Origin of the sequence: Amycolatopsis sp. PS_44_ISF1 (assembly GCF_032335455.1) — a bacterium.
GTDB lineage: Bacteria > Actinomycetota > Actinomycetes > Mycobacteriales > Pseudonocardiaceae > Amycolatopsis.
The window spans coordinates 3,001,742-3,028,294 of sequence record NZ_JANUXO010000001.1 but is presented as its reverse complement, the minus strand read 5'-3'; the positions used below and the strand labels follow the sequence as shown (position 1 = coordinate 3,028,294).

Genomic DNA, 26,553 nt, shown 5'->3' with positions numbered 1-26,553 from the left:
CTCAGGCCAGCGGGAGCCCGGCCGCGGCCGCCCGCAGGCATTCGCCGAGCGCGGACGTCGCGGCGCCGGCCGGGCCCGGCCGGCGGGCCATCACCACCCGCCGGGTGACCGGGTCGCCGTCGGCGACCCGCGCGAACCGCACCCCGGCCGGGGCCGTCCCCACGAGGTAGGGCGGGATGGTCGTGACCCCGTGGCCCGAGCCGACCAGCGCGAGCTTGCCCAGCCAGTCGCGGGCCACGTGGCTGACCACGGGCCGGCGGGGCAGCGCCGGCCACACCCCCATGGCCGGCTCGCCCGCCGTCGACGGGCTCGCGATCCACGGCGCGGCGGCCAGTTCGGCCAGCGTGACCGAACCGCCGAGACCGAGGTCCCCGCGCGCCGGCACCGCGACCAGCAGGTCGCCTTCGAGCAGCGTCTCCACCGCCAGCGGCGGCTCCTGGTCGTCGAGCGGCCTCGCGGGCAGGCGGGAGGAGAGGACGGCGACGTCCATCGTCCCGGCCCGGACGCTGCGGGTGAGCGCCGGCGTGGACCCTTCCCGGGTGGTCACCTCCACCTCCGGAGCGCGGCGCCGCATCAACGCCAGCGTCTCGGGGATCAGGGCCGCGCCCACGCTGGTGAACACGCCGAGGCGGATCGAAACGGTGCCGGGCGCGGTCCCGCTCAGCGCGCGTTCGGCGCGGTCGAGCTCGTCCAGCGCCGCGGCGGCGTGCCGCAGCAGGACCGAACCGGCCGCGGTCAGCCGGGCCCCGGCGGCTCCCCGTTCGACCAGCCGCTCCCCCGCCGCGCGCTCGAGGGCGGCGATCTGCCGGGACACCGCGGACTGGCTGTAGCCGAGGGAGGCCGCGGCGGCGGTGAACGAGCCGGTCTCGGCGAGCGCCCGGTACATCCGCAGCGTGGTCGAAGACCATTCCATGAGCGAACAACATACCCACCGCCCGCTCCACGTGGTTTCCGCACAGCGGGGAGTACCGGGCCGGGCCCTCTCCCCGGTCCCGGCCCGCCTGCCGGTGCCTCAGCCGCGCGGGCTGCCGATCAGCTCCCCGCGTGAGCGCACCTTGAGCTTGCGCAGGACGTTGGCCACGTGCTGCTCCACCGTGCGGCGCGAAAGGAACAGCACCTCAGCGATCTCCCGGTTCGTGTGGCCGTCCGCCAGCAATTGGACGACGTCGCGTTCGCGCGGCGACAGCTCGTCGCCGTAGCCCCGGCGGCCTCGGCGCGAAGGCGCCTTCGCACCCGTCGAACGGAACGCGTGCCGGCAGCGGGCCGCGTCCCGGGTCGCGCCGAGTGCGTCGAAAACGGCGGCCAGTGCGCTGAACGTCGCCGCCGCACCGTCCCCGCAGGACAGCCGGCAGCGGGCGATCCGTTCCGCCACCAGTGCCGCGTGGTACGGGGCCGGCAGTCCTTCGTACCGGGCGCGAGCGTCCTCAAAGGACTGGACCGCCTCCGGCAGGGAACCCCGGTGGGCGGCCACGATCCCGCGCCCCGCCGCCAGCGCGGCCCGGGCCAGCGGGACGGCCAGCGCGTCGGTCCCCCGGTCCAGTTCGGCCAGCAGCGCCTCGGCCGCACGAGGCCGCCCGGACCGGCAGAGCCCTTCCACCGCGGCCGGCACCAGGTCCCCGGCCCAGGCCCAGACCCCCTTGGCCCGCACCAGGTCCAGCCCACGCCCGGCCTCGGTCACCGCCGCTTCGACCGCGTCCTGCGCCAGCAGCGCGGTCGCCAGGCCGCCGTGCGCGGCGATCACCACCGGGGTGAACGCGTTCTCCGGCTCGTCGACGCCGGTCGCGGCGAACCACGCCGCCGCGCGCTCCCAGGCCCCGCGCGCCGTGGCCAGCAACCCCCGCACCAGCGCGAGCTCGCTGGTCACCGGCAGCAGGTCGTGGTACTCGGCCATCAGCGCCCCGGCGCGCTCGTCGAGCCCGGACCAGCAGCCGGTCAGCCAGTCGACGTGCACACCGGTGGTCCGGGCGGTGCTGAGCACGTACGGCAGGCCCGAGTCCGCCGCGAGCTGCCGTCCGCGCCGCAGCAGGCCGGCCGCGCGGCGGTGGTGCCCGGTCCACGCGCCCGCGTCGGCCGCGTTGCAGTACAGCCGGGCCAGCTGGCGCTGCTCCTCGGGTGAGGCGGCGCTCGCGGGCACCGCGTCGAGCGACGCCCAGGCACCCGGATCGCCGATCTGGATCCGGGACGGGATGTTGTTGGCCATCAGGCCCAGCCGCAGCGCGCGGTCGGTGGTCCGGGCGATCAGCGCGTCGACCCGGTCGAGCCAGGGCCGGTGGGTGCGCAGCGGGGTCGCGCCGACCCACGGCTGGGCCAGCACCGCCATCCCCCGCGCGGCCAGGTCCGGCCGGTGGGCCAGACCGGCCAGCGCCACCTCGATCTCGACCCGCGCGGCCGCCGGCCCGCCGGGCTGGCGGATCAGGACCAGTCCGAGGCTCAGCCGGACCTGCGCGGCCAGGCCACCGGAGAGCCGGTCGTCGCCGAGCAGGCCCTCCAGGGCGGTGATCACCTCGGTCTGGGCGATGCCGTTGGCCGAGACCGCGGCGAGCTTCGGGGCGAGCCGGTCCACATCGGACGGTTCGAGACCCGGATCGGCGATCAGGTCCCGCAGCAGCCCGATCGCGGTGGCCGGGTCCCCCGCCTCGACCGCCCGGTCGGCCGCCGCCTCGCCGTAACGCCGGGCGTCGGCCGGCTGCCCGGCCTTGCGGCTGTGCTCGGCGAGCCGCGTCAACGGCGCCGGTTTCCGTTCGCGCAGCGCGTCCAGGGCCCGCGCGTGCAGTTGCTGGCGCCGCGGTCCGGGGATGGTGCTGTACGCGGCCTGCTGCGCCAGCACGTGCCGGAAACCGTAACGGCACTCCGGGGACTCGACCAGCATCGCCTTCTCCAGCGCGTGGACCAGCGCGGGCCGGCCCCGTGCTGGCCCCAGCCCGGCCACGGTCTCCAGCAGACCGGCCGAAGCCGGTTCGGCCAGTACGGCGGCGGCCTCGGTGATCCGCCGGGCCGCGAGCGGCAGCGCGCCGAGCCGTTCGACGGTCGCCTCCCGCAGCAGCGCGGGCACCCCGGCGGAGTCGAGCAACCGCCGGGCGGCCGCGAACCCGGCGTGCACCGCGCCCGCCGGATGGCCCAGGGCGTGCACGGTTTCCTCGACGACGAACGGGATCCCGGCCGTGCGCTCGTGCAGCCGGGCGGCGAACCCGGCCGAGACGTCCGGCTCGCCGAGCAGGGCCGCGGCCAGCCGCCGGACCCCGCCCGGGTCGAGCGGGCCGAGCCGGACCAGGGTGCTCGTGCTGCCCGGGGCCGGGCGGTGCGCGCGGCCGAGCGGGACACCGCCCGGCACCTCCTCCGGCCGATAGCTGACCAGCAGGGACAGCCCGGGCGGCGGTTCGCCCATCAGGAACCGCAGCAGCCGCCGGGTGCCGTCGTCGGCCCAGTGCAGGTCTTCGACCACCAGCAGCAGCGGGCCCAGCGCGTCGATCAGCTCCCGCACCGCACGGAAGAACCGGTGGGCCTCGGCCCGGCGGTCGCCCAGCGGCGCGGGCGGCGACGGCAGGCGGTCCGCGAGTTCCGGGAGGTAGCGGCCGAGCACGCCGGTCAGCGGGCTCAGCGGCTTGGCGGGCAGGTAGCGGCCGGCGTCGCTCAGCGCTTCGACGACCACGCCGTACGGGAAGGGCTCGCGCAGGTGCTGGCAGCCGCCGGCGAGCACCCGCCGCCCGGCCACCGCCGGTCCGGCCAGCAGCTCCGCGGTCAGCCGGGTCTTGCCGACCCCGGCCTCGCCCTCGACCATGATCACCGAAGGGGGGCGCGCGACGGCCGAGCTCAGCGCGGCCAGCTCGCCGACGCGCCCGATCAGCACCGGCGAACTGGTCCTCGCCACGATCCGACTGGTCATCGGCTGGCCCCCGATCCGGTCTGGAGATCCGGCATGGCCCCCAAACCGCCCGGGTCCGGTGAACGGAGCCTATGTCGCCCGATCGGGCACGGGAAGCGATCCGGCCCGGCCCGGAACTTTCGTAGGGCCGCCCCGGCGTTGTCAGGACGCGGTGATCGGCTCGGTGACGCGCAGGGGTGCGGCGGCACCGCTTCGGGTCCTCCCGCGTGGCCGGGACCCCGCTCCCCATCGGCCATCCCCTGCCGACCGCCGTCACCCCGCCGGTAGCGGGTCCAGGGCCCGGCGTGGGCGTGGCGGGCCCGGTCACGGGCTTCTAGAGTCCGCCCCATGTCCACCGAACCCCGGGGCCGAGTGGTCCTGCTCAACGGGCCGTCGAGTGCCGGCAAGTCCAGCATCGGCCGGGCCATGCTGGCCCGCCTGGCCGATCCGTGGTTCTTCGTGCCGGTCGACGGCATCAGCGGGATGCGCTCGACGCGGCACACCCGGGTGCTCGGCCCGGCCGAAATCGACGAAATGCTGCGCCGGACCCGGCTCGGGTACCATCGCACGGTGGCGGCGCTCGCGTCGGCGGGCAACGACGTGATCATGGACTACCCGCTCAGCGAGCCCTGGCGCCTCGAAGATCTGCTCGACGTCCTCACCGGTTACGACGTGACTCTGGCCCACGTCCGGTGTTCCGCCGCGGAACTCGAGCGGCGTGAACGCGTGCGCGGCGACCGCCCGCTCGGGCTGGCCGCCTCGCAGACGCAGGTTTTCGCCCACGACGACCACGACATCGTCGTGGACACCACCCACCACGGCGCCGGACACTGCGCGAGCGAGATCGTCCGCCGCCTCGACGGGCTCAGCCGGCCCAAGGCGTTCGACCGGCTCCGGGCTAGGACTGCGCGACCACCCCGGGCCGGGTGACCGCGGTGGCCCGGTCCCTTCTCGAACCACCCCGGCCCCCAGGACCACGTCCGGGCTTCGCGCCTAGCGTCCGTTCAGCACGCTCACCCGCAGCCGGGGCGAGGCGCAGATCTGCGCCTCGGTGTAGCGGTCGGTCACCCATTGCTTGTGCGAGAACAACTCCGTCTGGTCGTTGTGGTGCGCCGAGGTCGGATCGCTGGACTGGGAGTAGGTGAGCAGCGTGCTCGTGCGCGGGCCGTCCGGGGTCAGCTCGGTGGCCATCACGAAGCTCGAGCCGAAGACGACCGGCGGGAACCGGCCGTCCGCGCCGAGCGGTTCGCCCTTGCCGACCACGTTGTAGCAGCCCTCCGCGCCCGAGCAGCCGGGCACCGGCACCGCGGGTCCGCCCACGGTGGTCCGCTGCGCGGCGGAAAGCGGGGCGTCGAGGGCGACGCCGAGGCCGGTCAGCTTCGCCACCGCCGCGGCGAGGGCCTGCCGGACGACCGGGCTGGACTGGTTCAGCGTGGCGGGCGTGGTGGCCGGGTGCTGCGGGTCGAACGGCACGCTCCACAGGTCCGACGCGCGGGCCGCGCCGGTCCAGAACTGGCGCCACAGCAACGAACCCCGGCTGTCCGGATCGCCGCGCAGGTCCCAGGCCGCGAGCACCGGGCAGGCCGCGCCGACGTCCACCGTGCGGCCGTCCGCCGTGGTCAGCCGCGGGTTCGCCCGGCACAGCGCCACCACCGCGTCCCGCGCCTGCTCGGCGCTGTAGTTCCGGTCGCCGTACCAGAGCTGCTGCATGGTGGTCAGGTCGAACCTGGCCGGGCCGAGCCCGTCGGTGCCCTGCAGGCGCTCGGAGATCTGCTGCAGGCCCAGCCGGGTCCGCAGCGAGCGCGGGGTGCCGGTGTCGCCGTAGATCCGCGGGTAGGACAGCGGCTGGGCCGGATTGGTCAGCCAGGTGCTGTCGTTGCTGTTGGTGGTGAAGTCCTCGCGGGTCAGCGCCGGATTCGTGCGCGGGCCGAAGATCCCGGGCTCGACCGCGTCGGGGTCGCTGCCCCAGGCGCAGTCCGACCTGGCCCCGTCGAGCACGGTCTGCGCCGGGTACTGGGCCTGGCCCAGCGGGGAGTCGACGCAGCGGGCCGCCAGTTCGTCGGTCACGTGCGGGACCACGGAGGCGTCCGCGGTGTAGGAGACCCCGGTCGAGTCCGCCGCGATCGTGTTCACGAACGGGATGCCCTGGTACCGGTCCTGCGCGGCCCGCAGCTTCGCCACGCTGTCCGACTGGTCCATGGCCAGCCATTCGTCGAGCGAGCGCATGTTGTCGGCGCTCGCGCCCTTGATGGACAGCGCGGAGGCGGCGGTCCAGCCGGAGGCGATCATCGGGCCGTACCGCGAGGAGTAGAGCGTGCGGGTCACCTCGGCCCCGCCGCCGACCGGGACCGTGACCGTCTGCCGGGTCATGGCCTCCGGCCGGCCGTCGACGGTGTAGGTCGTCGGGTCGCCGGGAGTGAGCGCGAGCTGGTAGAGCGTGAACCGCTGAGCCGTGGAGACGGTGTGCGACCAGGCGAGGTGGCGGGTGTGGCCGATCTCGACCAGCGGGCTGCCGTACAGGCTCGCCCCGCTCACGTCCATCCGGCCCGGGATGGTCAGCTGCACCTGGTAGAACCGCTGCGCGCCGACCCACGGGAAGTGCGGGTTGGCCAGCAGCACCCCGTCGCCGGACTTGGTCCCGGCCCGGCCCACGGAGATCGCGTTGCTGCCGGCGGGCGGCGGGGCCGGCGCGTCCAGGCGCGCCGCGGCACCGGGGGCGGCGTTCGCGATCAGCGGCTTCACCGCGTCGGTGCCCCCGAACTGGCTGAAGCCGTACATCAGGCGGTAGACGTCGAGGTCGGTGATCGGGCGCACCCACGGCTGGGCCCGGCAGGACGGATCGGTCAGCCGCGCCGCGCCGGTGTCGCGCAGGAAGCGGTTGACCCCGGCCACGTAACCGCTGACCAGCCGCCGGGCGTCGGCCGACGGCCCGAGCGGGGCGGGCTGCGCCACGAGCCGGCCGATCCGCTCGTCGTTCGCGACCGCGCGGTAGTAGACGTCGCTGTCCAGGTTCGAGACCGGCTGGGCGGCCAGCGCGTCCCCCGAGTCCGCGGCCGGGCCGAACACCGCGGACCGGCCGCCGCCGGCGGTGAGCACGCTGGTTTCGAGCGCGCACAGGTTGTCCTGCGCGAACGCGTAGCCGTAGCCGTAGCCCAAGCCGCCGAAGTCGGACGCGAGCACGTGCGGGATCCCGAACTCGGTGCGGCGCACCACCGCCGAGAACCGGCCGTCCCCGGTTCCCCCGCCCGGCGCGGCCCCGGCCGGCGGCGCGGCCACCAGCCCCGCGGCCGCGACGACCGCCAGCACCATCGGCCCGAACCCACGCATACCCGTCCCCGATCACTCCGGCCAGAACCGTCGAAGCGATCCTAACGAGACCGGCCGGGAGAATTGCCCGATCTCTGCCCGATAGCACCTCGGGTGAGCCGGACCGGCCGCCGTCGGCGTAGACGCCAGGTGACGCCCAGGTCTCGACCGCGGAAACCCGCTAACGCCGGGAAACCCGGTGGCGATAGCGCCAGCGTGAAACTTCGTGCCAAGTACGCCGCCGTCACCCTGCTCCTCGCCGGGCTGACCGCCGGGATCGGAACCGTTCCTTCGGCCCAGGCCGACACTTCGGGCAAACCCGCCTGGTGCACCGGCCATGCGAACGTCTCCATCCTCGGCACCTCCGCCGACACCGGGTACGGCACCACCGGCTACCCGGCCGGCCGGGAGCTCCCGGCGCCCACCCCGTACGGCTGGACCACGAAGTTCACCAACGACCTGCACTCGGAGTGGGGCACCAAGGTCGACAACCGGGCCCACAACGGCGCGATGGCCAGTGATTTCCTGCCCGGCGGCCGGTGGAGCGACACCACCTCGGCCACCGCGGACATGGCCGGGTCCCAGCCCGATCTCGTGGTCATCGACCTCGGCGGCAACGAGTTCCTGATCCAGAAGGACCCCGCGCAGTTCGCCGCCGACTTCGCGAAGGTGATCGACAACGTGCGCGCCGCCCGGCCGGACGCGACCATCCTGCTGTCCATCTACGCCGAGCTCAAGTGGGCGAAGACCCCGTCGTCACCCGCCACCCAGACCCACACCTGGAGCGAGTACGCCGCGAAGATCCACAGCACCGCCGTGGACAAGGGCGTCGCGCTGGTCGACCTGCGCCAGTACATCCCGCCGGCCGCCTCCGCCACGCTGCCCAGCCCCTCGCCGTGGCTGTCGGACAACATGCACCTCAACGACGCCGGCAACCTCGCCGAGTACGGCGCCTACTGGGGCTGGGCCTCCTCGATCGCCTCGATCTGCTGAGGCGTCCGCCGGGGACGCCTCAGCGCTCCCGGGACGGCGTCGGCGGCCCGGAGCGGCCCGGGTCCACGACCGGCCACAGTGGACGGAAAGGGTGCAGTCCGCCGGGTCACTCCGTGCTGGTGGCCGGATCGCTGGTCGACGCCTTCCCGGTCTCGACGTGGCCGGCGAAGCGGCGGACGTAGGCCTGGTCGGCGTCGGTCGTGACGGTGATGTCATACCACTGGTTCGCTTGGCCGACCCCCCAGCCGGGCACGGTCCGCGAGGCGCCGGCCGCGACGTCGTAGGTGTAGCTGTGCGACGGGTCGTAGGCGTCGGTCCCGACGAAGCGGACCGCGCTGCCACCGGGGTTGACGAAGGTCAGGGTGACCTGGCCGCTCGCCGCGTCTTCCCGCGCGACGACCTCCGGCCCCACCTTCCCGACCGTGCCGCCCAGCTCGCGCAGCCAGCCGTTCGGGCCGAAGACCGAGAGCTGGAACTGCGCCGCGTCACCGCCCGGCAGGGCCCAGCTGTCGGTCTCCGAGCCGCCGGCGCCGACGGTGTAGACCCACGGGATGTCCGTGCGCACCTTCGAGGTGATGTAGAAGGACGCCCCGGCGGCCCCGGAGTTGATGAAGCTCAGGTGCATCCGGCCGTCCTTCGCCTCGGTGTCCACGGCGAGCTGGTACGGCAGCGGGCGGGCCTTGCGCAGCCCGCTCTCCTGCCGGGGCAGCGCTCCGGAAGCCGGCGGCACCGGGGTGTAGACCGGCGGGGTGCTGTGGTCGGCCGGCGGCGCGTAACCGCCGGTGTCGGGCAGTCCGGGGACGGTGCTGTTCGCCCCGGTGAAGTCGAACGCGCGGGTCAGGTCGCCGCACACCGCGCGCCGCCACGGCGAGACGTTCGGGCTGTGCACGCCGAAGCGCTGCTCGATCAGCTGGATGACCGAGGTGTGGTCGAAGGTCTGGGAGCAGACCCAGCCGCCCACGCTCCACGGCGAGAGGGCCAGCAGCGGGACCCGCGGGCCGAGCCCGTACGGGTTGTCGGTCTTGTAGACCGCCGCGGCGCCGCCCTGGTAGACCTCGCCGGTGGTGTCCGCTGTGGACAGTCCCCAGTTCGCGTTCAGCGGCGGGAACGGCGGGACCACGTGGTCGAAGAAGCCGTCGTTCTCGTCGTAGGTGATCAGGAAGACGGTCTTGCTCCACACGTCCGGGTTCGAGGTGAGCGCGTCGAGGACGCCCGAGATGTACCAGGCGCCGTAGTTGGCGGGCCAGGACGGGTGCTCGCAGTAGGCCTCGGGCGCGGCGATCCAGGACACCGACGGCAGGGCACCCGACTGCACGTCCGCGCGCAGGTGGTCGAACAGCCCGTCACCGTTCTCCACGCTGGTGCCGACGCGGGCCTTGTCGTACAGCGGGGTTCCGGACTGGGCGTCCTGGTACTGCTTGAAGTAGAGCAGCGAGTTGTCGCCGTAGTTGCCGATGTAGGCGTTGTCCCTGGTCCAGCCCCAGTCGTGGCCGGAGTCCAGTCCGTGACCGGCGTCCTGGTAGACCTTCCACGAGATCCCGGCCCGCTCCAGCACCTCCGGGAAGGTCGACCAGCCGTAACCGGCCTCCTCGTTGCCCAGCACCGGGCCGCCGCCCGCACCGTCGTTGCCGACCCAGCCGGAGTACAGGTAGTAGCGGTTGGGGTCGGTCGAGGACATCAGCGAGCAGTGGTAGGCGTCGCACACGGTGAACGCGTCGGCGAGGGCGTAGTGGAAGGGGATGTCCCGCCGGTCCAGGTGGGCCATGGTCGGCGGCCCCTTCGCCGGGACCCAGCCGTTCCAGGCACCCCGGTTCCACGCGTCGTGCGTGCCGTTCCAGTCGTGGTTGAGGTCGGTGAAGAAGGTCAGGCCGAGGTCGTCCTCGTCCGGGCGGAAGGGCAGGATCGGCTGCCCGCCGGAGCCGGGCTGGTGCCAGACCGGCGCCCCGCCGGGCAGGTGGACCGGCCGCGGGTCGCCGAAGCCGCGGACCCCGTTCATCGTGCCGAAGTAGTGGTCGAACGAGCGGTTCTCCTGCATCAGCACCACGATGTGCTCGACGTCGGCCAGCGTGCCGCTGCGGATCGCCGCCGGGATCGAGGCGGCGCGGGCGATGCTCGGTATCGCCGAAGCGGCCGCCGTGGCCGCGGCCAGCTGGAGGAATCTGCGGCGGTTCACGGTGGACATCGTTGTCTCCTCGCTGCCGGTGACCGCGAGATCCGTTGTCTCCCCACGGATTTCCGACTTCGTAGGATGCAAGGACGCCCCTGGCCGTGTCAACCGACGATCGGACCCAACCGGCGCCGTGGCGGGCTCCCGGGCCCGGTCCAGCCCCTCGGCGAAAGCGTCTTCGAACGGTCCTCGACCATCCACAGTGGACTTACCCGCCCGGTCGCCACGGCGTCGGACTGCGACTGCGCCGCCCGTACCCGCACGCCCGTGCTCATCCGGTCCGGCGTCGAGAACGCCACCGGGCCGTTCGGCCCGTCCGTGCGCCTCCCCGCCCCTCCACCAGCGCGACGGCCGCCGCCGCATCCCCCGCACGGGGGTCGGTGACCGGTGGTCCCGTCATGAGCCCGGGCCCGCGCAGTTCCACCAGTGCACACGGTGCCGGGCCCGCGTAGGGGGCGGGCCCGTCGCCGTGTCGCGGGCCGGTGCCTTTCGTGAAGTCCCCGGGGTACGGCCGGGAAGCCGTGGGCCGGAGCCGCAACCCTTCATCCGATCGAGCGTCTGATCCTTCGAGCAGGTTGACGGGAAGAGTTCACGAAGAAGGGACGACTGCGGTGAAGATTCGACAGGCGGGAGGGCGGGCGGCTCTGCTCGCGACGGGAGCGCTGGCCGTGGCGGCGGTGGCCGCCTGCGGCGGGGGCAGCCCGACGGCGTCCGGCAGCTCGCCCAGCGCCGCTCCCACCGCGACACCCTCGTCGAGCCCGGCCCCGTCCTCCGGCGGCCGGTCCCCGGAGGAGACGGCCCACCGGGACGGCGCCTGCCGGGCCGCCGACCTGAAGGCCGCGCTGGCGGACAAGCAGGAGGCGCCCACCGACGTGCAGGGCCAGCTCGGCGCGGCCGGCACGCACTACACGGTCAACCTGGTCTGGACCAACAAGTCCGATCGGTCCTGCTCCATGCAGGGCTTCGGCGGCGTCGACGTGGACGGACCGGACCAGGGCGCGGGCGGCAGCCCGACGTATTCACTGCCCCGCGCGGCCCTCACCCCGGAGAAGGTCACGCTCGCGCCGGGCCGGACCGCGCACACCACGATCCGCTACATCGACCCGAGCGGCTCGCCGGGCGGCAAGACGTGGACCCCGACCCACCTGTCGGTGACCCCGCCGAACGAGACCGAGCACCTGAGCGTGGCGTGGACCGCGGGCACGCCGTTCTACCAGGACGCGAGCGCCGGCCTCGTGGCCGCCGGCATCGGCCCCGCGCTCGACGGCTCCTGAGCCGGGGTCGGGTCAGTCGTCGCCGGGACCCGGTCCGGGCACCCCGGCGACGGCCGTGCCCTGATCCCCGGCGCGGGCCGCCCGGCTACGATGGACCGGCCGGGAACACCGCCGCGCCACCACCGCCGACGGGGTGCGGAGGCTCCCGGCCCGGCGTCGCCGCGGCCGCCGGGACACCCACGCGGTGCCGGTCGGTAACTTTGGGTGACAACCAGCGTGGTGTGCCGACCGCCGCCCCCGAGTCACTAACGTGGGGACCGCAGTACCGGCGCCGCGAGCTCAGGGAGTAGTCAACCGTGTCCGATTCGTTCGTCCACCTGCATGTGCACACCGAGTACTCCATGCTGGACGGCGCGGCCAAGGTCAAGCCCCTGCTGGCCGAGGCCGAGCGGCTGGAGATGCCGGCGATCGCGATGACCGACCACGGCACGATGTCCGCGGCGGCCGAGTTCTACCGGGTGGCGAAGAAGAGCCCGGTCAAGCCGATCATCGGGGTCGAGGCCTACCTGGCGCCGGAGAGCCGGTTCCACAAGAAGCCGGTGTTCTGGGGGCAGCGCAACCAGCGCGGTTCGGACGAGTTCGGTGAGGGCGGCGACGTCTCCGGCGCCGGCTCGTACACGCACATGACGATGTGGGCGCGCAACGCCGACGGCCTGCGGAACCTGCTCCGGATGTCCTCGCTGGCCTCGTTCGAGGGCTACTACCGCAAGCCCCGGATGGACCGCGACCTGCTGGCCGAGCACCACGAGGGCATCATGGCCACCACCGGCTGCCCGTCCGGCGAGGTGCAGACCCGGCTGCGGCTGGGCCAGCGCGAGCAGGCGATCCAGGCCGCCTCGGACTACAAGGACCTCTTCGGCGCGGACAACTTCTTCCTGGAGCTGATGGACCACGGGCTGCCGATCGAGCGGTCGGTGCGCGAGGGCCTGCTCGAGATCGGCCGGCTGCTCGACCTGAAGCCGGTGGCGACCAACGACTCGCACTACGTCACGCAGGACCAGGCCGAGGCCCACTCGGCGCTGCTGTGCGTGCAGGCGGGCAAGACCCTCAACGACCCCACCCGGTTCAAGTTCGACGGCGACGGCTACTACCTCAAGTCGGCCGACGCCATGCGCGAGTACTGGGACAAGGAGGTCCCGGGCGCCTCGGACAACACCCTGCTGATCGCCGAGCGGGTCGAGTCCTACGCCGAGGTGTTCGACTTCAAGGACCGGATGCCGCGGTTCCCGGTGCCCGAGGGCAAGACCGAGGACGACCTGCTGCGCGACGAGGTGGAGAAGTTCGTCCCCAGCCGGTTCCCGGGCGGGCTGTCCCAGGAGTACACCGACCGGATCGACCGCGAGCTGGGCATCATGGCGAAGATGGGCTTCTCGGCCTACTTCCTCGTGGTCGGCGACCTGGTGCGGTGGGCCAAGAACGAGAAGATCCGGGTCGGTCCCGGCCGGGGCTCGGCCACCGGCTCGCTGGTCGCGTTCATCCTGCACATCACCGACCTCGACCCGATCGAGCACAGCCTGCTGTTCGAACGGTTCCTCAACCCCGAGCGCGTCAGCCCGCCCGACATCGACCTCGACTTCGACGACCGCCGCCGCGGCGAGGTCCTGCAGTACACCATCGAGAAGTGGGGCGCGGAGAACGTCGCCCAGGTCATCACCTTCGGCACGATCAAGACGAAGGCGGCGATCAAGGACTCGGCCCGGGTGCACTTCGGCCAGCCCGGCTTCTCCATCGCCGACCGGATCACCAAGGCGCTGCCCCCGCCCATCGCGGCGCAGGACATCCCGCTCTCGGGCATCTTCGACCCGCAGCACGAGCGGTACAAGGAAGCGACCGAGGTCCGCACGCTGACCGACACCGACCCCGAGGTCTCCCAGATCATGGGCACCGCCCGGGGCCTGGAGGGGCTGATCCGCAACGCCGGCGTGCACGCCTGCGCGGTCATCCTCTCCTCCGAGCCGCTGCTGGACGTGATCCCGCTGTGGCGGCGCGACGACGGGTCCACCATCACCGGCTTCGACTACCCCTCGTGCGAAGACATGGGGCTGCTGAAGATGGACTTCCTGGGGCTGTCCACCCTCACCATCATCGAGGACACCGTCCGCGCGGTGAAGGACAACCACGGCCGCGACATCGACCTGGCCACCCTGGAGCTCGACGACAAGAAGACCTACGAGCTGCTGGCCCGCGGCGACACCCTCGGGGTGTTCCAGCTGGACGGCGCGGCCATGCGGAGCCTGCTGCGCGCGATGGCGCCCACGCACTTCGGTGACATCGCCGCGGTCCTCGCGCTGTACCGGCCGGGACCGATGGCCGCGAACGCGCACACCGACTACGCCGAGCGCTCGAACGGGCGCCAGCGGATCACCCCGATCCACCCCGAGCTGAAGGACGCGCTCGAGCCGATCCTGGGCGAGACCTACCACCTGCTGGTCTACCAGGAGCAGGTCATGGCCATCGCCCAGCAGCTCGCCGGCTACAGCCTCGGCGGCGCCGACCTGCTGCGCCGCGCGATGGGCAAGAAGAAGAAGGAGATCATCGAGAAGGAGTTCGAGCAGTTCCGCGCCGGCATGCTCGGCAAGGGCTTCTCCGCGCAGGCGTGCCAGACCCTGTGGGACGTCATGCTCCCGTTCGCCGGGTACGCGTTCAACAAGTCGCACACCGCCGGGTACGGGCTGGTGTCGTACTGGACCGCCTACCTCAAGGCCAACTACCCGGCCGAGTTCATGGCGGCCCAGCTGACCTCCAACGGCGACAACAAGGACAAGTCCGCGATCTACCTCGCGGAGTGCCGCCGGATGGGCATCAAGGTGCTCCCGCCGTGCGTGAACGAGTCGAACCTGCAGTTCCGCGCGATCGGCTCGGACATCCGCTTCGGCCTCGGCGCGGTCCGCAACGTCGGCGCGAACGTGGTCGACTCGATCGTCAAGACCCGCAAGGCCAAGGGCTCCTACACCTCGTTCAGCGACTTCCTGGACAAGTCCGAGCTGGTGGCCTGCAACAAGCGGGTGCTGGAATCGCTGATCAAGGCGGGCGGGTTCGACTCCTTCGACACCACCCGCCTGTCCATGGTCAAGGTGCACGAGGACGCGGTCGAAGCCGTGGTGCCGCTCAAGCGCCAGGAGGCCATGGGCCAGTTCGACCTGTTCGGCTTCGGCGGCGAGGACGAGGGCGACGCCGAGGTCGCCGCCTCCTCGTCCCCGCTGGCCCACCTGAAGTTCGAGGAGGAGGAGTACCCGCGCAAGCAGCTGCTGGCCTACGAACGGGACATGCTCGGCCTCTACGTCTCGGCCCACCCGCTCGACGGCGCCGAGCGCATCCTGCGCCAGCACGCGCCGAAGCCGATCGCGCAGCTGATCGACGACGCGCCCAAGGAGGGTGAGGTCGTGCTGTCGGGCATGATCTCCGTGGTCGACCGCCGGGTCAACAAGAAGGGCGAGCCCTGGGCGATCGTCGCGGTCGAGGACCTCGACGCGTCCATGGAGGTGCTGTTCTTCGCCAAGTCCTACTCGATGTGGCAGGCCGAGCTGGTGCAGGACTCCGCCGTGGCGATCAAGGGCCGGGTGAACTGGCGCGACGACAAGATGTCGGTCTTCGGCGGCAACGTGATCACCCTCGACATCAGCGACGCCGAACGCAACCCCGCCGCCGGCCCGCCCCCGTTCGTCATCCGCGCCGAGGCGGTCAAGCTCGACCGTGACGTGGTCGCCGAGCTGCGCGGCACCCTCACCGCCCACCGCGGACAGACCCCCGTGCACCTGGTCCTGGCGGGCAGCCGGGAGACGGTGTTCGTGCTGGACGACTACTCGGTGCACGCCACCGCCTCGCTGACCGGTGAGCTGAAGGGGATCCGGGGGATTTCGGTCGGGGCCTGAGCCGGGCCCGCCCGGGTGGCGATCCGCCCGGGTGGCGCAGGCGTGCCGATCCTGGCGATACCGGCTCCGAGCCGACCGTACGAAACCCCTGGAGGACCGTTGACCAGCGTCACCACCCGGCAGGGCGAGGTCCGGGGGTTCACCACCGGCACCGGGATCCAGGTCTTCCTGGGCATCCCCTACGCCGCGCCGCCGGTCGGCCCGGACCGCTTCCGGCCGCCGCGCCCGGCCGAGCCGTGGACCGGTCCGCGCGACGCCACGAGGTACGGTCCCACCGCGCCCCAGAAGTCCACTGAGGACGGACCGCTGGGCGAACTGGGTTCGCCCCCGGTCATCCCCGGTGACGACTACCTCAACCTCAACGTCTGGACCCCGGACCCGGCCGGGCGGGCGCCGGTCATGGTGTTCGTCCACGGCGGCTCGTTCACCAGCGGCTCCGGCGCACTGTCCACTTACGACGGAACCCGCTTCGCCCGCGACGGGGTCGTGCTGGTGACCATCAACTACCGGCTCGGCGCGGACGGTTTCCTCTGGTTCGGCGAGGGCGCGCCCAACCTCGGCCTGCTCGACCAGGTCGCCGCGCTGACCTGGGTGCGCGACAACATCGGCGGCTTCGGCGGGGACCCGGGCCAGGTCACCGTCTTCGGCGAGTCGGCCGGTGCGATGAGCGTGTGCAGCCTGCTGGCCATGCCGGCCGCGAACGGCCTGTTCCACCGGGCCATCGCCCAGTCCGGCGCGGGCCACAGCACGATCAGCCCGGCCACCGCCCGGCTGGTCGGCACCCGGCTGGCCGCCGTCCTGGGCGTGGAGCCCACTCGCGAAGCGATCGCCGGCGTGCCGATGGAGAAGCTGCTCGCGGCGCAGTCGCAGATCGCCGAAGAGGTCGTCGCCAGCCAGAGCCCGCGGCGCTGGGGCGAAGTGGCCCGCAACCTGATGCCGTTCGAACCGGTCGTGGACGGTGAAGTGCTGCCGGCCGCGCCGGTCGACCGCCTCCAGGCGGGGGTGAACCCGCAGGTCGACCTGCTGATCGGCACCAACAGCGAGGAGGCGCGGCTGTTCCTCGTGCCCACCGGAGCCGCGGCGAAGATCAAGAACCTGGTCGTGCACGCGGCGGCACTGCGCTACCGGCTGCCGCCGCTGCGGGGAGTGCGCACCTATCGCGCCCACCGCCCGGAGGCCACCCCGGGCGACCTGCTCGCGGCCATCATGACCGACTGGTACTACTGGATTCCCGCGCTGCGCCTGGCCGAAGCCCGCCCGGGCACCCACGTGTACGAATGCGCCTGGCGCTCACCGGCGTTCGGCCACCGGCTCGGCGCCTGCCACGCGATCGAGCTGCCGTTCGTCTTCGACCGCCTCGACGACCCCGCGGTCCGGGCCCTGCTCGGCGACCACCCGCCGCAGCCGCTGGCCGACGCCATGCACCGGGCCTGGGTCGGCTTCGCCACCACCGGCGACCCCGGCTGGCCCGCCTACGCCGCGGACCACCGCGTGGTCATGCGGTTCGACACCGACTCGGCCACCACTGTGGACGATCGCGCGGCCGAGCGGGTGCTCTGGGACGGCCGCCGCTGAGGCTACGGGCGCTTCCGGTTGGTCAGCACGGAGGTGCCGACGCCGTGCACCAGCACGCTGCCCAGCACCGTGATGACCATGATGGCCAGCGCGAGGTCGGCGGCCTCGTTGTCGAGCGAGTTGAACGCCAGCAGGCCGAACACGATGGACGCGGCCCCGCGCGGGGCCAGGAAGCTGACGGTCATCCGGTCCCGCCACGACAGGTCCGAACCCAGCAGCACGGTGAGCACCGGCGCGGCCCGGGCGACGGTGAGCGCGACCGCGGCGACGGCGATCGCCCCCCAGGTCACGCCGAAGTCGAGCAGGAGCAGCGCGGCGCTGCCGAACACGAACCACATCGCCAGCCCGCACAACGCGCTGACGTCGTCGACCAGGACGAACTCGGCCTCGGTGGCGTCCTTGCGGGCGGCCTTGTAGGCGATTCCGCAGAGGAACGCCGCGACGAACCCGTTTCCCCCGACGGCGATGGCGACCCCGTAGGTCAGCAGCGGAATGGCGACGGTCGCGACCCGCGTGGAGTGCTCCGTGGCCCAGCGGCGCGCGCTCGCCTCGTTCATGGCCAGCGCCGACAACCCGCCGACCACCAGGCCGACGACCACGGCCAGCGCCGCCGCGGGAATCGCCGTCTGGAGCGCCTCTCCGGCCGTCTCGGCCTGGTCGTGGCTGCCGGCCAGGGTGAGCGCGAAGATGAACACCGGGGCGACGATGCCGTCGTTGTAGCCGCTCTCCACGTTCAGCACGTGCCGGATCCGCTCGGGGATGCGCGAGTCCCGCACGACCGAGGTCGCCGGTGCGAAGTCGGTGGGCATGATGATGCAGGCGATCAGCAGCGTCGCCGCCCAGCCCAGCCCCGGCAGGGCGAGCAGCCCCACCCCCATGGTGACCAGGATGGCCAGCGGCAGCGCGATCAGCAGCAGCCGGATGACGGTCCGCCCGTCGTGCCCGAGGTACCCGCCCTTCACCGCCGTGGCGTCGACGAACAGCAGCAGCGCGAGGATGAGCTCGGCGATGTGCTGGGCGATCTCGGTGTTGAGCCCGCTGCCGAGCAGGTTCCGCGTGGTGAACCCGATGGCCAGCCCCGCGGCGACCATCGCCATCGGCGCACTGACCCGCCACCGCTCCAGCCGCCCGGCGGTCAACGCCCAGAGCAGCACGACCACTGTGGCAGCAATCACGCTGGGGATCACCGGCACTCCTCGCTCTCGTCAGGTGTGCACGGAGTCGGCACGCTCGAAGCGTAGTTAGCGGGCTTCGCCGGGGCCGGGAACGGGGTTCGGTCTCGCTGGATCGGGTGACCCGGCGGCTCGGGCCCGTTCGGGCTCGAGGAAACTCCGCCGAAGAGAATGCGCGCGGAAATCTCCGCCCACAGTGACCGGCCCGGCGCGTTCCGTGAAGTCCGCACTTCACGAAAAAACGCGCCGGGCCGGTTCATTCCGCAGTTTCGCCCGGGATTCGACCCGGCTGGATCAGGACTTGGCGGGCCCGGTGTCGGAACCGACGTAGGTGTCCTTCGTGCTGCCCGTCGGGCCGTCCGCACTCTGCTGCTGGTGCATCGGCGCACCGGCGGCCGCGTACCAGGTCCCCCCGGCCAGGCCCATCAGCGCGAAGGCCGCCGCCCCCGCCACGATCCGGTACCGCCATGCCCCGCTTCTGGTTTCGGACACCATTCCCACCCTCTTCTGTGATTTCACCGGTAACTGTCGCGGCCCCCAGTCCCGCAACCCCGATGATGCCCATACCCGCAGTGCGTTTCCAGCGACGGGGTACGGAAATGCAGGAATGACTGCCCGATACCCTCCGGCCGGCGCATTCGCGCCCGGAATTTCATCGGGGTTCAGCCGGCGAGCCGGTCGTCCCCGGAGTTGAGCAGGGCCAGCACGTCCTGGGCCTCGGGCAGGCCCAGCCGGACGAAGACGGTGTGGGCCCGGCGCAGGCAGGCCAGCGCGGCGTCGGTGTCGCCGCGGGCGCGCAGGGTCCGCCCGAGCACGGTGAGTGCGTGGCCGAGGTCCCGCTCGATACCGAGCTCCTCGCACCGGGCCACGGCTTCGGTGGCGTACTGCTCGGCCTCGTCGTACCGGCCCATCATCCGCAGGGTCTCCGCGAGCCGGTACAGCGACTGCGACGCCCGGTCCGGCAGCCCCGAAGCGCGGCTGGTCACCAGGCAGGCGGTGAAGTGCGCGACGGACTCGTCGTAGCGCCCGAGCTCGTGCAGGGCCAGGCCCAGGACGTAGTGCCCGGAAGCCTTGCCCGGACGGTCGTCGAGGCTGTCGGCCAGGGCCAGCGCGGATTCGCACAACGGCACGGCCTCGGCCGCCCGCCCGCTGCGGATCCGGGCCAGCCCGCTGTTCAACGTGGTCGCCGCCTCCGCCGACAGGTGGCCGAGCGCGCGGGCCAAGGCGACGGACTCGTCGTAGCAGGCCAGCGCCTCCTCGAAGCAGCGAAGGTACTGGCAGGCCACGCCGAGGTCGTTGAGCGCCTGGCGCAGGATGTCGCGCTCCCCCGTGCGGCGCGCTATTTCGACGGCCGAGCGGGCGTGCCGGGCCGCTTCGGCCGGCCGGGCGGCTCGCAGCGCCGCGATGGCGAGGATCAGCAACGCCCGGGATTCGCTGGGCTCGTCGGCGCAGCTCTTCGCGGCTTCGCGCACCACCGCCGCGGTTTCGGCGAGCCGACGGTAACGCGTGTCGTGGCTGAGCGGGCTCAGGCACAGCAGGAGGTCCGCGGCGACGCGCAACCGTCCGGGATCGCGGGCGCCCGGTGAGGCCGCGGCGCGGCGCGCGACCGCCGTGACGATCTCGAACTCCTCGTTCGCCCAGCTCCGGGCTTCGTGGATGTCGGCGAAGGTCAGCCCCGGCCCGGGCAGCGGGCCGACCAGGTTCGCCACCGGGTCGCCCGGGACGACGTGGGCCAGCGCCGCGCACGAGGTGGCCAGCAGGTGCTCGAGCAGCGCGCGCAGGGCCACGTCGGCCTCCTCCGGCCGCTCGGCGGCCCGCTGCGCGGCATACACCCGGACCAGGGAGTGGTAGTGGTAGCGCCCCGGCTCCGGCGACTCCAGCAGCGCGGCGTCCACCAGCGACTCCAGCAGCAGCTCCGCGGTGGCCTCGGTCGCCCCCAGCAGGGCGGCGGCCGAATCGAGCGAGACGGTCGCCGCGCCGGGCACCGACAGCAGCCGGAAGGCCAAGGTCTGGGCCGGCGTCAGCTGGTGGTAGCTCAGCTCGAAGACCGCCCCGATGGCCAGGTCGCCCACCCGCAGCTCGCTGAGCCGCCGCCGCTCGTTGTCCACCCGGTCGGCCAGCGCCCGCAGCGTCCACACCGGGCGGGCCGAGAGCCGGTTCGCCACGATGCGCACGGCCAGCGGGAGCAGCCCGCACGCCTCGGCCAGGCGGACGGCCTGGTCCGGCTCGGCCGCCACCCGTGCGCCGCCGACCACCGCGGTCAGCAGGTCCAGCGCCTCTTCGGCGGTGAAGGGGTCCAGCGCCAGGTGGGTGGTCAGCGGCAGCCCGACCGGGACGGAGCGGGTGGTGAGCACGACCCCGCACGAGGGCGAGCTGGGGATCATGTCCCGGACCTGCGCCGCGTCGCGGACGTTGTCCAGCACCAGCAGGATCCGGCGGCCGTCCACCAGCGAACGCAGGAGGGCGCGCCGGTCCTCCAGCCGCTCGGGCACCGCTTCGGGCGCGATGCCCAGCGAGGTCAGGAACCCGGCCAGCACGGTGCCCGGCCCGGCCGGGTTCTCCCCCTCACCGCCCAGATCGGCGTGCAGCTGCCCGTCGGGGTAGGCCGAGCGGACCCGGTGGGCCGCGCACAGCGCGAGCGAGGTCTTGCCGATGCCGCCCATGCCGACCACCGCGACCACGGCCGGGGTGTCCCGCCGGGTCTCGGTCAGCAGCCGGACCAGCCGGTCCAGATCGGCTCCGCGGCCGACGAAGTCCGGCAGGGTGGGCGGTAGCTGACGCGGCACGGGCAAGGGCACCGGCTTTTCCCGGGGGGTCGCCGCGGGCCGGTCCGGTCCGGCCGGGGCGGGCTCGGCCGGCGCGCCGGGACCGGTCTCCCCGGCCAGGACGGCGGCGTGCACGGCGGCCAGTTCCGGGCCCGGCCCCACGCCGAGCTCGTCGACGATCCGGCGGCGGAACCGGGCGTACACGGCCAGCGCGTCCGCCTGGCGCCCGGCCCGCTGCAGGGCGCGCATCAGCAGTCCGTGCGGGCGTTCGCGCAGCGGGTGGGCGGAGGTGAGCTCGGTCAGCGCCGAAGTCGCGAGCAGTTCGCCGTCGAGGCGGAGCCGGAGGTCGAGCTGCTCTTCCCGGGCGACCAGCCGCAGTTCGCCGAGCCGTTCGCGCTGCTGCTCGGCGAACGGGCCCGGCACCCCGGTCAGCGGCTCGCCGCGCCACAGCCCCAGCGCCTCGGTGAGCAGGGTCAGCGCCAGTTCGAGGTCCCCCCGGCCCCGCGCCGCCCCGGCGTCGCGGATCAGGGTTTCGGCGCACTGCCCGTCGAGGGCGTCCGGGGGGACGAGCAACCGGTAGCCGTCGCCGTGGGAGACCAGGACCCGGGGCCGGGCGGGGTCGGGCTCCAGCAGCTTCCGCAGCCGCCAGGCGTAGGTGCGGAGGGTGCGGACGCCGCCGCCGGTGGGCGGGGTCTCCCAGACCGCGTCGACGATGTGCCGGGCCGAGAGGCCGTGATCGGAGCGCAGGAGCAGGTAGGCGAGCATGGCCTGCTGCTGGGGTGGCCCGGCGCTGATCTCCCGTCCGCCGAGGTGGATGCGCATCGCGCCGAGCACCCCGAACCGCACCGGCCCGGCGCGGTCACCGCCCGGGTCGTCCGGTCCGACGGCGCCCGGCCGGACGGACGCGTCTTCTTCCGGCTCTCCCACTTGCCACCCCTGCGGTCGCGATCTGGGGCGCCCCCATTCCCCCCGCGGCCAGTCCGGCCGGGCCGGGTCCGGGGCTCGGTCAACGCCGGTGTTGACCGGACGCTGACCGCGCGTGGAGCGCGGTTCGCCAGACTGGGAAAACGTCAATCGAAGGCACCATACAGGACATCGGACGAGGTGCGGCCAACGCCGACGGCCCGGTCCCGGATGCCGCGGCCGCTCCGGCTCACCACCACGGAGGCGACCAGAGTGACGACGAGCCGCGACACCGTCCACCGGCCGGGCGCCCGCTCGCGTTCGTTCGCGCACCCGGCTCTTTCGCTGACCCCGGCCGAACTCGCCGGCGCGGTCGCGGGAGGACCGGGCCAGGTGCGGTCTCCGTCGCGGAGGGCCGCGAAGCACCCGGGCCGGACGTCGTGGCCGGCGCCGCGGATCGAGACCACCGTGGATTTCCCCGCCGTCTACGAGGCCGCGGCGGACGGGCTGCTGCTGCGCCCGTACCGGGTGGCGGACGTGCCCAGCCTGGTGACCAACGCCCGCGACCCGTCGACCCGCGCCTTCATGGCGAGCTCCCCGGCCGACCCGAGCACCGGGGGAATGCTGGAGTGGGTGCGGGACAACGGATCCCGGCCCCCGGCCGAGCCCGGCCGGGCCGGTTACGCGGTGGCGGACCCGGCCACCGACGAACTGCTGGCCGGCGCGGTCGTCCACCGGCACCGCCACCGCGACTCGGCCGAGCTCGGTTTCTGGGTCTGCGCCGATGTCCGAGACCGGGGCGTCGGCACCCGCGTGGTGCGCGCGCTCGGCGAACTGTGCTTCGCCCGGGGCATCCACCGGGTCGAACTGGTCATCCGGACCGGCGACGGGCCCAGCCGGCATCTGGCGGAAGCCACCGGTTTCCGGCGTGGGGCCCGGCTTCGCGAAGTCCCGCCCCGCCCCGGCGCCGGATTCGGCACCGACCCCGGGCGGCCGGACGGCGAACTCTGGGTGAGGGTGCGCCCCGGCGCCTGATCCAGCACCGGAACCGGCCGGGGGACGACACCGGCCGATAACCCGGTGCCGCCTAGATGATCCCGGCCCGCAGGGCGTAAGCGACCGCGTGCGAACGGTTGCGCAGCCCCAGCCGGTGGGTCAGCGAGTAGATGATGTTCTTCACGGTGTGATCGGCGTAGCGCATCCGGCGGGCGATTTCGTTGGTGTCACAGCCTTCCGCCATCAACCGGACCACGGCGACCTCGCGCTGGGAGAGCACGTGCTTGCGGGACGCGACCGTCCCGCTCCGCCGGGTTTTCCTGGCCTGGTCCAGCAATCGCAGCGAGTCGGTGTCCACCGCGGCCGCGCGCACGCACCGCGGCAGCCGGTCGTCGGTCACCGCGGCCCGCGGTAGCACCGCGACCACCGAAGGTTCGAGGGTGGAAGGCAGTTCCACCTCCTCCGCCGGATCCATCAGCAGCACAACGGGTTTCGTCTCCGCACCGAGCGCGGCCTCCAGTTCGGCGACCGCCGCCGGGTCCAGTTCGTCGAACGCGGCGACGATGACGTCGGCCCGTTTCCGGGTCTCCCCCCGGCCGACCACCACACCGTTGCGCCCACTCAGGCAGGCCACCAGGCCCGCCCCCGTAAGGGGATCGAGGGCGTGCACCGCCACCAGTACGTCCTCCACGGGATCCTCCCTCACCTTTCCACCGCGAAACCGTCAGGTCCAGGTGGGCATCGCGTCCGCCGCTACCGGGCGGGCCATCCGAGGCCCCGCTGGGAAAAACTTCCGAGCCGGCCTCTTGGAAAGAGACGCCCGGACCGGCCGGCGGTTGCTGCCGTTCCCGGAATTCAAGCGTCGTAACGGTTCTTCTTCTTTCCCCCGCTGGTACAGACCAGGAGACCTCGCCCCCAGTCAACACCGTGCCGCTACGGCACACTCAAGTGCTGATTGTGTAACAAAGCCCGCAGACTCCGGAGTTGCCCGTCCCGGCCCCCCTCCGCGGCCCCGCACCACAAGGCCATTCACGGCCAAGCCTCGTTTTCGGCCACGCAAACCACATTCTCGGTCCGCCGGACGGCACGACCCGCACCGCGCCGCAACGCCGAAGTGTTCACGCACGAAGAACGGCTCCGGCCCCGGCGGGAGTTCATTCCCCGGCCGAACGGTTCGACCTCACCCGGCCCGGCCGACCGAGCCGCCGGTCAGACTATGACGCAGATTACACCGGTTAACTCTTGAGTATGCCCGGACGGCACGGTGTTCTATACCGCTTTTAGCCCAAGACGAGGTAAACGGCACCCGACCGGAAGACCTCTTCGAACTGTCCATCCGGTGCCCTGGCGGCCACCCATCCAGACCCGAGGCGAGGCGGCGCATGCAACCCCATCTTCAGCCAGGCGAGGACTTCGCCCTTCTCCTGGAGCGGGAAGCCAGGAAGCTCCAGGAGCGGGGCGAGGCGCTGGCCGCGGCGTTCGCCGCCGCCGGTTCCACGGTGCGGTCCCAGGACGGCTCGGTGACGGTGAAGGTGGAGGCGAACGGTTCGCTCGACTCCATCGAGTTCGGCCACCGGGCCTGCACCCTGGGCCCGGCCAACCTCTCCGCGCTGGTGATGAAGACCGTGCGCGAGGCCCAGCGCAAGACCGCGGGCAAGATCGCCGAGTCCTACACCGAGATCAACGGCGAGGACCAGGCCGCCGCGCTGGTCCGCACCTTCCTGCCGAAGGTCGACGAGACCGGGGAAGACGCCCCGGACCACCCCGAGCCGGACAAGTGGGCCCCGGAGGCGCACGAGGAGCAGCCGCCGCCCGCCCGCCGCCCGATGCCGGGCCGCCCGATGCCGCCGCAGCCGGGTTATCCGCCGCCGGGCTACTCCACTCCGCCCTCCGGCGGGGCCGTGCCGCCGGGCGGGGCCGTCCCGCCGGGCGGGGCCGTCCCGCCGGGCGGGGCCGTGCCACCGCCTGGACGGCCCGCGCCGCCGCCCAACCCCGCGTCACCGCGGCCCCGCCGGCCACAACCCTCCGACGACGAAGAGATGAGGCCGTGGTGAGCGACGGGATCAAGGCGCAAAAGGAGGCGTTCGACGCGTTCGCCACCCACCTCGACCAGCTCGAGGAGCAGTTGCAGAAGAGCGCGGACATGGTGGGGAGCTGCGTCGGCGACCCGGGCATCTTCGGCATCGTCGCCGGTCAGCTCTACGGGGCCGGCGCCAGCATGCACTGCGGGAAGGCGCGGGACCACCTGCACGACTATTCGGCGAAGGTGAAGGACTTCTCCGACAAGGTGCGTGACGCCGCGAAGCACTACCAGGAAGGCGACGAAGCCGCGAAGGACGCGATCACCACCGCGGCCAACGGGCTCGGAGAGGTCGAAGTCAAGTGAGCGACAGCGAGTACCACCGCGGTGATGTCGGGAACAACGCCGGCATCAGCGCGGACGACTTCAGGGACCCGGAGAACCCCGGTGGCGGTGACACCGCCGGCGCCGGCTTCTTCGACACGGCGTTCGGGCTGAAGAAGGCGGTGGACGAGGGCGACTCGACCAGCATCGCCATCGCCTCGGTCGGCATGGCGGTCGACATCCTCGGCATGGTCCTCGACCCGCTCGGCTCGCTGCTCACCGCCGGGATCGGCTGGCTGATCGAGCACATTGTCATCTTCCGCTGGCCGCTGGACGTCCTGATGGGCGACCCGAAGGGCATCGACGCGGCCAAGGACGCGATCTGGGACGAGGGCAAGAAGGTCGCGCAGGAGTCCGAGAAGCACAAGACCGCCACCGAAGACGTCCTGAAGGGCTGGACCGGCAAGGCGGCCGACCAGTTCCGCACCGACATGGAGGGCGTCACCGCCCAGCTCGACGCGCTGGCCGGCTACGTCAACTTCGCCGGCAAGCAGATGTCGATCGCCGGTGCGCTGGTCGGCACCGTCCGCGGGGTCATCCGCGACCTCATCGCGATGACGCTGGCCGGCATCGTCAAGGCCGCGATCATCGCGGTCGCACTGGCGCCGTGGACCTTCGGCGCCTCGATCGTCGCGGCGGTCGGCGACACGATCATCGAGGTCGGGCTGGCCATCGCGCGGATCGGCGAGAAGATCGCCGACATGGCCAAGAAGCTCGCCGAGATGATCAAGCTCCTGGCCAAGACGCGCGGCGCGGCCGACGAGGTCGTGAAGAAGGTGGTCGGCGGCAACCTCGACAAGATCAAGGTGCCGAAGAAGCCGTTCACCCCCGAGCCGCCCCCCGGGCCCAAGCCCATCGAGGGAAAGCCGGGCGACACCCCCGGCACGAAGCCGCCCGAAGACACCCCGCCGGGCGGGAAGCCGTACGAGAAGATCGGCGACAAGGTCACCCGGGTGGTGAAGGACAAGCTGGTCAAAACGCTGGAAGAGCGGGTCCCGGACGCCAAGGAGCGAAAGAAGATCCTCGACCGGTTCGAATTCTGGACCGGCGCGCCGATCACCTTCATCAAGAACGACCAGGCCAAGGAAGCCGCGGAGGGGATCGAGAAGGTGGTGAAGATCATCAGCGATCCGACCTACGGCGCCCAGGGCCTGGGCGGGAAGTCCATCGTCGACCTGACCAAGGCCCTCCCCCCGGCCATTCAGGACGGCCCGAAGGACGACGCCCAGGACGAGGCGAAGTAGCCGGCCCCGATCGAACCGTT

17 protein-coding genes are annotated in these 26,553 nt (G+C 72.8%); 9 read left to right on the top strand and 8 right to left on the bottom strand.

Annotation, left to right across the window (positions count from 1 at the left end):
* Position 1: 1 nt before the first annotated feature.
* On the bottom strand, positions 2 to 913 hold the full coding sequence (locus tag NYF13_RS13690; RefSeq protein WP_315656728.1) for a LysR family transcriptional regulator: 912 nt from the start codon (positions 911 to 913) through the stop codon (positions 2 to 4).
* 99 nt (positions 914 to 1,012) lie between these two features.
* Positions 1,013 to 3,883, bottom strand: a complete 2,871-nt coding sequence (locus NYF13_RS13685; RefSeq protein ID WP_315656727.1) for an AAA family ATPase — start codon at positions 3,881 to 3,883, stop codon at positions 1,013 to 1,015.
* A gap of 327 nt (positions 3,884 to 4,210) precedes the next feature.
* On the opposite strand from NYF13_RS13685, the gene NYF13_RS13680 reads away from it, so the two are divergent.
* Positions 4,211 to 4,792 (top strand): phosphotransferase-like protein, encoded by a 582-nt coding sequence (locus tag NYF13_RS13680; RefSeq protein ID WP_315656726.1) that lies wholly within the window; start codon positions 4,211 to 4,213, stop codon positions 4,790 to 4,792.
* Between the two features lie 63 nt (positions 4,793 to 4,855).
* Here NYF13_RS13680 and NYF13_RS13675 read toward each other — a convergent pair whose 3' ends face one another.
* Complete coding sequence (locus tag NYF13_RS13675; protein ID WP_315656725.1) at positions 4,856 to 7,189, bottom strand: penicillin acylase family protein; 2,334 nt, start codon at positions 7,187 to 7,189, stop codon at positions 4,856 to 4,858.
* A 195-nt stretch (positions 7,190 to 7,384) separates the two neighbouring features.
* On the opposite strand from NYF13_RS13675, the gene NYF13_RS13670 reads away from it, so the two are divergent.
* The gene (locus NYF13_RS13670; protein ID WP_315656723.1) at positions 7,385 to 8,161 is read left to right on the top strand and encodes an SGNH/GDSL hydrolase family protein; all 777 of its coding nucleotides are present in this window, start codon (positions 7,385 to 7,387) and stop codon (positions 8,159 to 8,161) included.
* A 106-nt stretch (positions 8,162 to 8,267) separates the two neighbouring features.
* Here NYF13_RS13670 and NYF13_RS13665 read toward each other — a convergent pair whose 3' ends face one another.
* Positions 8,268 to 10,343 carry a phosphocholine-specific phospholipase C gene (locus NYF13_RS13665; RefSeq protein ID WP_315656722.1) on the bottom strand — a complete coding sequence of 692 codons (2,076 nt, stop codon included), beginning with the start codon at positions 10,341 to 10,343 and terminating at the stop codon, positions 8,268 to 8,270.
* A gap of 596 nt (positions 10,344 to 10,939) precedes the next feature.
* Here NYF13_RS13665 and NYF13_RS13660 point away from each other — a divergent pair.
* The 3 genes from NYF13_RS13660 (at position 10,940) to NYF13_RS13650 (ending at position 17,049) form a co-directional block, all read left to right on the top strand.
* Positions 10,940 to 11,602 (top strand): DUF4232 domain-containing protein, encoded by a 663-nt coding sequence (locus tag NYF13_RS13660; RefSeq protein WP_315656721.1) that lies wholly within the window; start codon positions 10,940 to 10,942, stop codon positions 11,600 to 11,602.
* A 341-nt stretch (positions 11,603 to 11,943) separates the two neighbouring features.
* A complete protein-coding gene (gene dnaE / locus NYF13_RS13655; protein ID WP_396287287.1) occupies positions 11,944 to 15,474 on the top strand; it encodes a DNA polymerase III subunit alpha in 3,531 nt (1,176 codons plus the stop codon).
* 99 nt (positions 15,475 to 15,573) lie between these two features.
* Positions 15,574 to 17,049 carry a carboxylesterase family protein gene (locus NYF13_RS13650; RefSeq protein ID WP_315656719.1) on the top strand — a complete coding sequence of 492 codons (1,476 nt, stop codon included), beginning with the start codon at positions 15,574 to 15,576 and terminating at the stop codon, positions 17,047 to 17,049.
* A 2-nt stretch (positions 17,050 to 17,051) separates the two neighbouring features.
* Here NYF13_RS13650 and NYF13_RS13645 read toward each other — a convergent pair whose 3' ends face one another.
* The 3 genes from NYF13_RS13645 to NYF13_RS13635 form a co-directional block, all read right to left on the bottom strand.
* Positions 17,052 to 18,236, bottom strand: coding sequence for a cation:proton antiporter (locus NYF13_RS13645; protein ID WP_315656718.1), 1,185 nt, complete (start codon positions 18,234 to 18,236; stop codon positions 17,052 to 17,054).
* A gap of 279 nt (positions 18,237 to 18,515) precedes the next feature.
* Positions 18,516 to 18,713, bottom strand: a complete 198-nt coding sequence (locus tag NYF13_RS13640) for a hypothetical protein (RefSeq protein WP_315656717.1) — start codon at positions 18,711 to 18,713, stop codon at positions 18,516 to 18,518.
* A 170-nt stretch (positions 18,714 to 18,883) separates the two neighbouring features.
* The gene (locus NYF13_RS13635; protein WP_315656716.1) at positions 18,884 to 21,913 is read right to left on the bottom strand and encodes a BTAD domain-containing putative transcriptional regulator; all 3,030 of its coding nucleotides are present in this window, start codon (positions 21,911 to 21,913) and stop codon (positions 18,884 to 18,886) included.
* Positions 21,914 to 22,162: 249 nt separating this feature from the next.
* Here NYF13_RS13635 and NYF13_RS13630 point away from each other — a divergent pair, with 249 nt between their 5' ends.
* A complete protein-coding gene (locus NYF13_RS13630; protein ID WP_315656715.1) occupies positions 22,163 to 22,924 on the top strand; it encodes a GNAT family N-acetyltransferase in 762 nt (253 codons plus the stop codon).
* 52 nt (positions 22,925 to 22,976) lie between these two features.
* On the opposite strand, the gene NYF13_RS13625 is transcribed toward NYF13_RS13630, so the two are convergent.
* Positions 22,977 to 23,576: a LuxR C-terminal-related transcriptional regulator gene (locus tag NYF13_RS13625; RefSeq protein WP_315656714.1), complete on the bottom strand. Its 600-nt coding sequence runs from the start codon at positions 23,574 to 23,576 to the stop codon at positions 22,977 to 22,979.
* 691 nt (positions 23,577 to 24,267) lie between these two features.
* On the opposite strand from NYF13_RS13625, the gene NYF13_RS13620 reads away from it, so the two are divergent.
* Genes NYF13_RS13620 through NYF13_RS13610 form a run of 3 tightly spaced genes read left to right on the top strand, consistent with a single transcriptional unit; the run spans position 24,268 to position 26,533 of the window.
* Positions 24,268 to 24,939 (top strand): YbaB/EbfC family nucleoid-associated protein, encoded by a 672-nt coding sequence (locus NYF13_RS13620; protein WP_315656712.1) that lies wholly within the window; start codon positions 24,268 to 24,270, stop codon positions 24,937 to 24,939.
* On the top strand, positions 24,936 to 25,271 hold the full coding sequence (locus NYF13_RS13615) for a type VII secretion target (RefSeq protein WP_315656711.1): 336 nt from the start codon (positions 24,936 to 24,938) through the stop codon (positions 25,269 to 25,271). Before NYF13_RS13620 ends, NYF13_RS13615 begins: the two co-directional genes overlap by 4 nt.
* Positions 25,268 to 26,533 carry a hypothetical protein gene (locus NYF13_RS13610; protein ID WP_315656710.1) on the top strand — a complete coding sequence of 422 codons (1,266 nt, stop codon included), beginning with the start codon at positions 25,268 to 25,270 and terminating at the stop codon, positions 26,531 to 26,533. The genes NYF13_RS13615 and NYF13_RS13610 overlap by 4 nt, the downstream gene beginning before the upstream one ends.
* Positions 26,534 to 26,553: the final 20 nt, after the last annotated feature.

Coding starts and splice junctions, on each gene's coding strand:
- NYF13_RS13680 (WP_315656726.1), top strand. CDS start 4,211: ATGTCCACCGAACCCCGGGGCCGAGTGGTCCTGCTCAACGGGCCGTCG.
- NYF13_RS13665 (WP_315656722.1), bottom strand. CDS start 10,343: ATGTCCACCGTGAACCGCCGCAGATTCCTCCAGCTGGCCGCGGCCACG.
- NYF13_RS13685 (WP_315656727.1), bottom strand. CDS start 3,883: ATGACCAGTCGGATCGTGGCGAGGACCAGTTCGCCGGTGCTGATCGGG.
- NYF13_RS13690 (WP_315656728.1), bottom strand. CDS start 913: ATGGAATGGTCTTCGACCACGCTGCGGATGTACCGGGCGCTCGCCGAG.
- NYF13_RS13675 (WP_315656725.1), bottom strand. CDS start 7,189: ATGCGTGGGTTCGGGCCGATGGTGCTGGCGGTCGTCGCGGCCGCGGGG.
- dnaE (WP_396287287.1), top strand. CDS start 11,944: ATGCTGGACGGCGCGGCCAAGGTCAAGCCCCTGCTGGCCGAGGCCGAG.
- NYF13_RS13620 (WP_315656712.1), top strand. CDS start 24,268: ATGCAACCCCATCTTCAGCCAGGCGAGGACTTCGCCCTTCTCCTGGAG.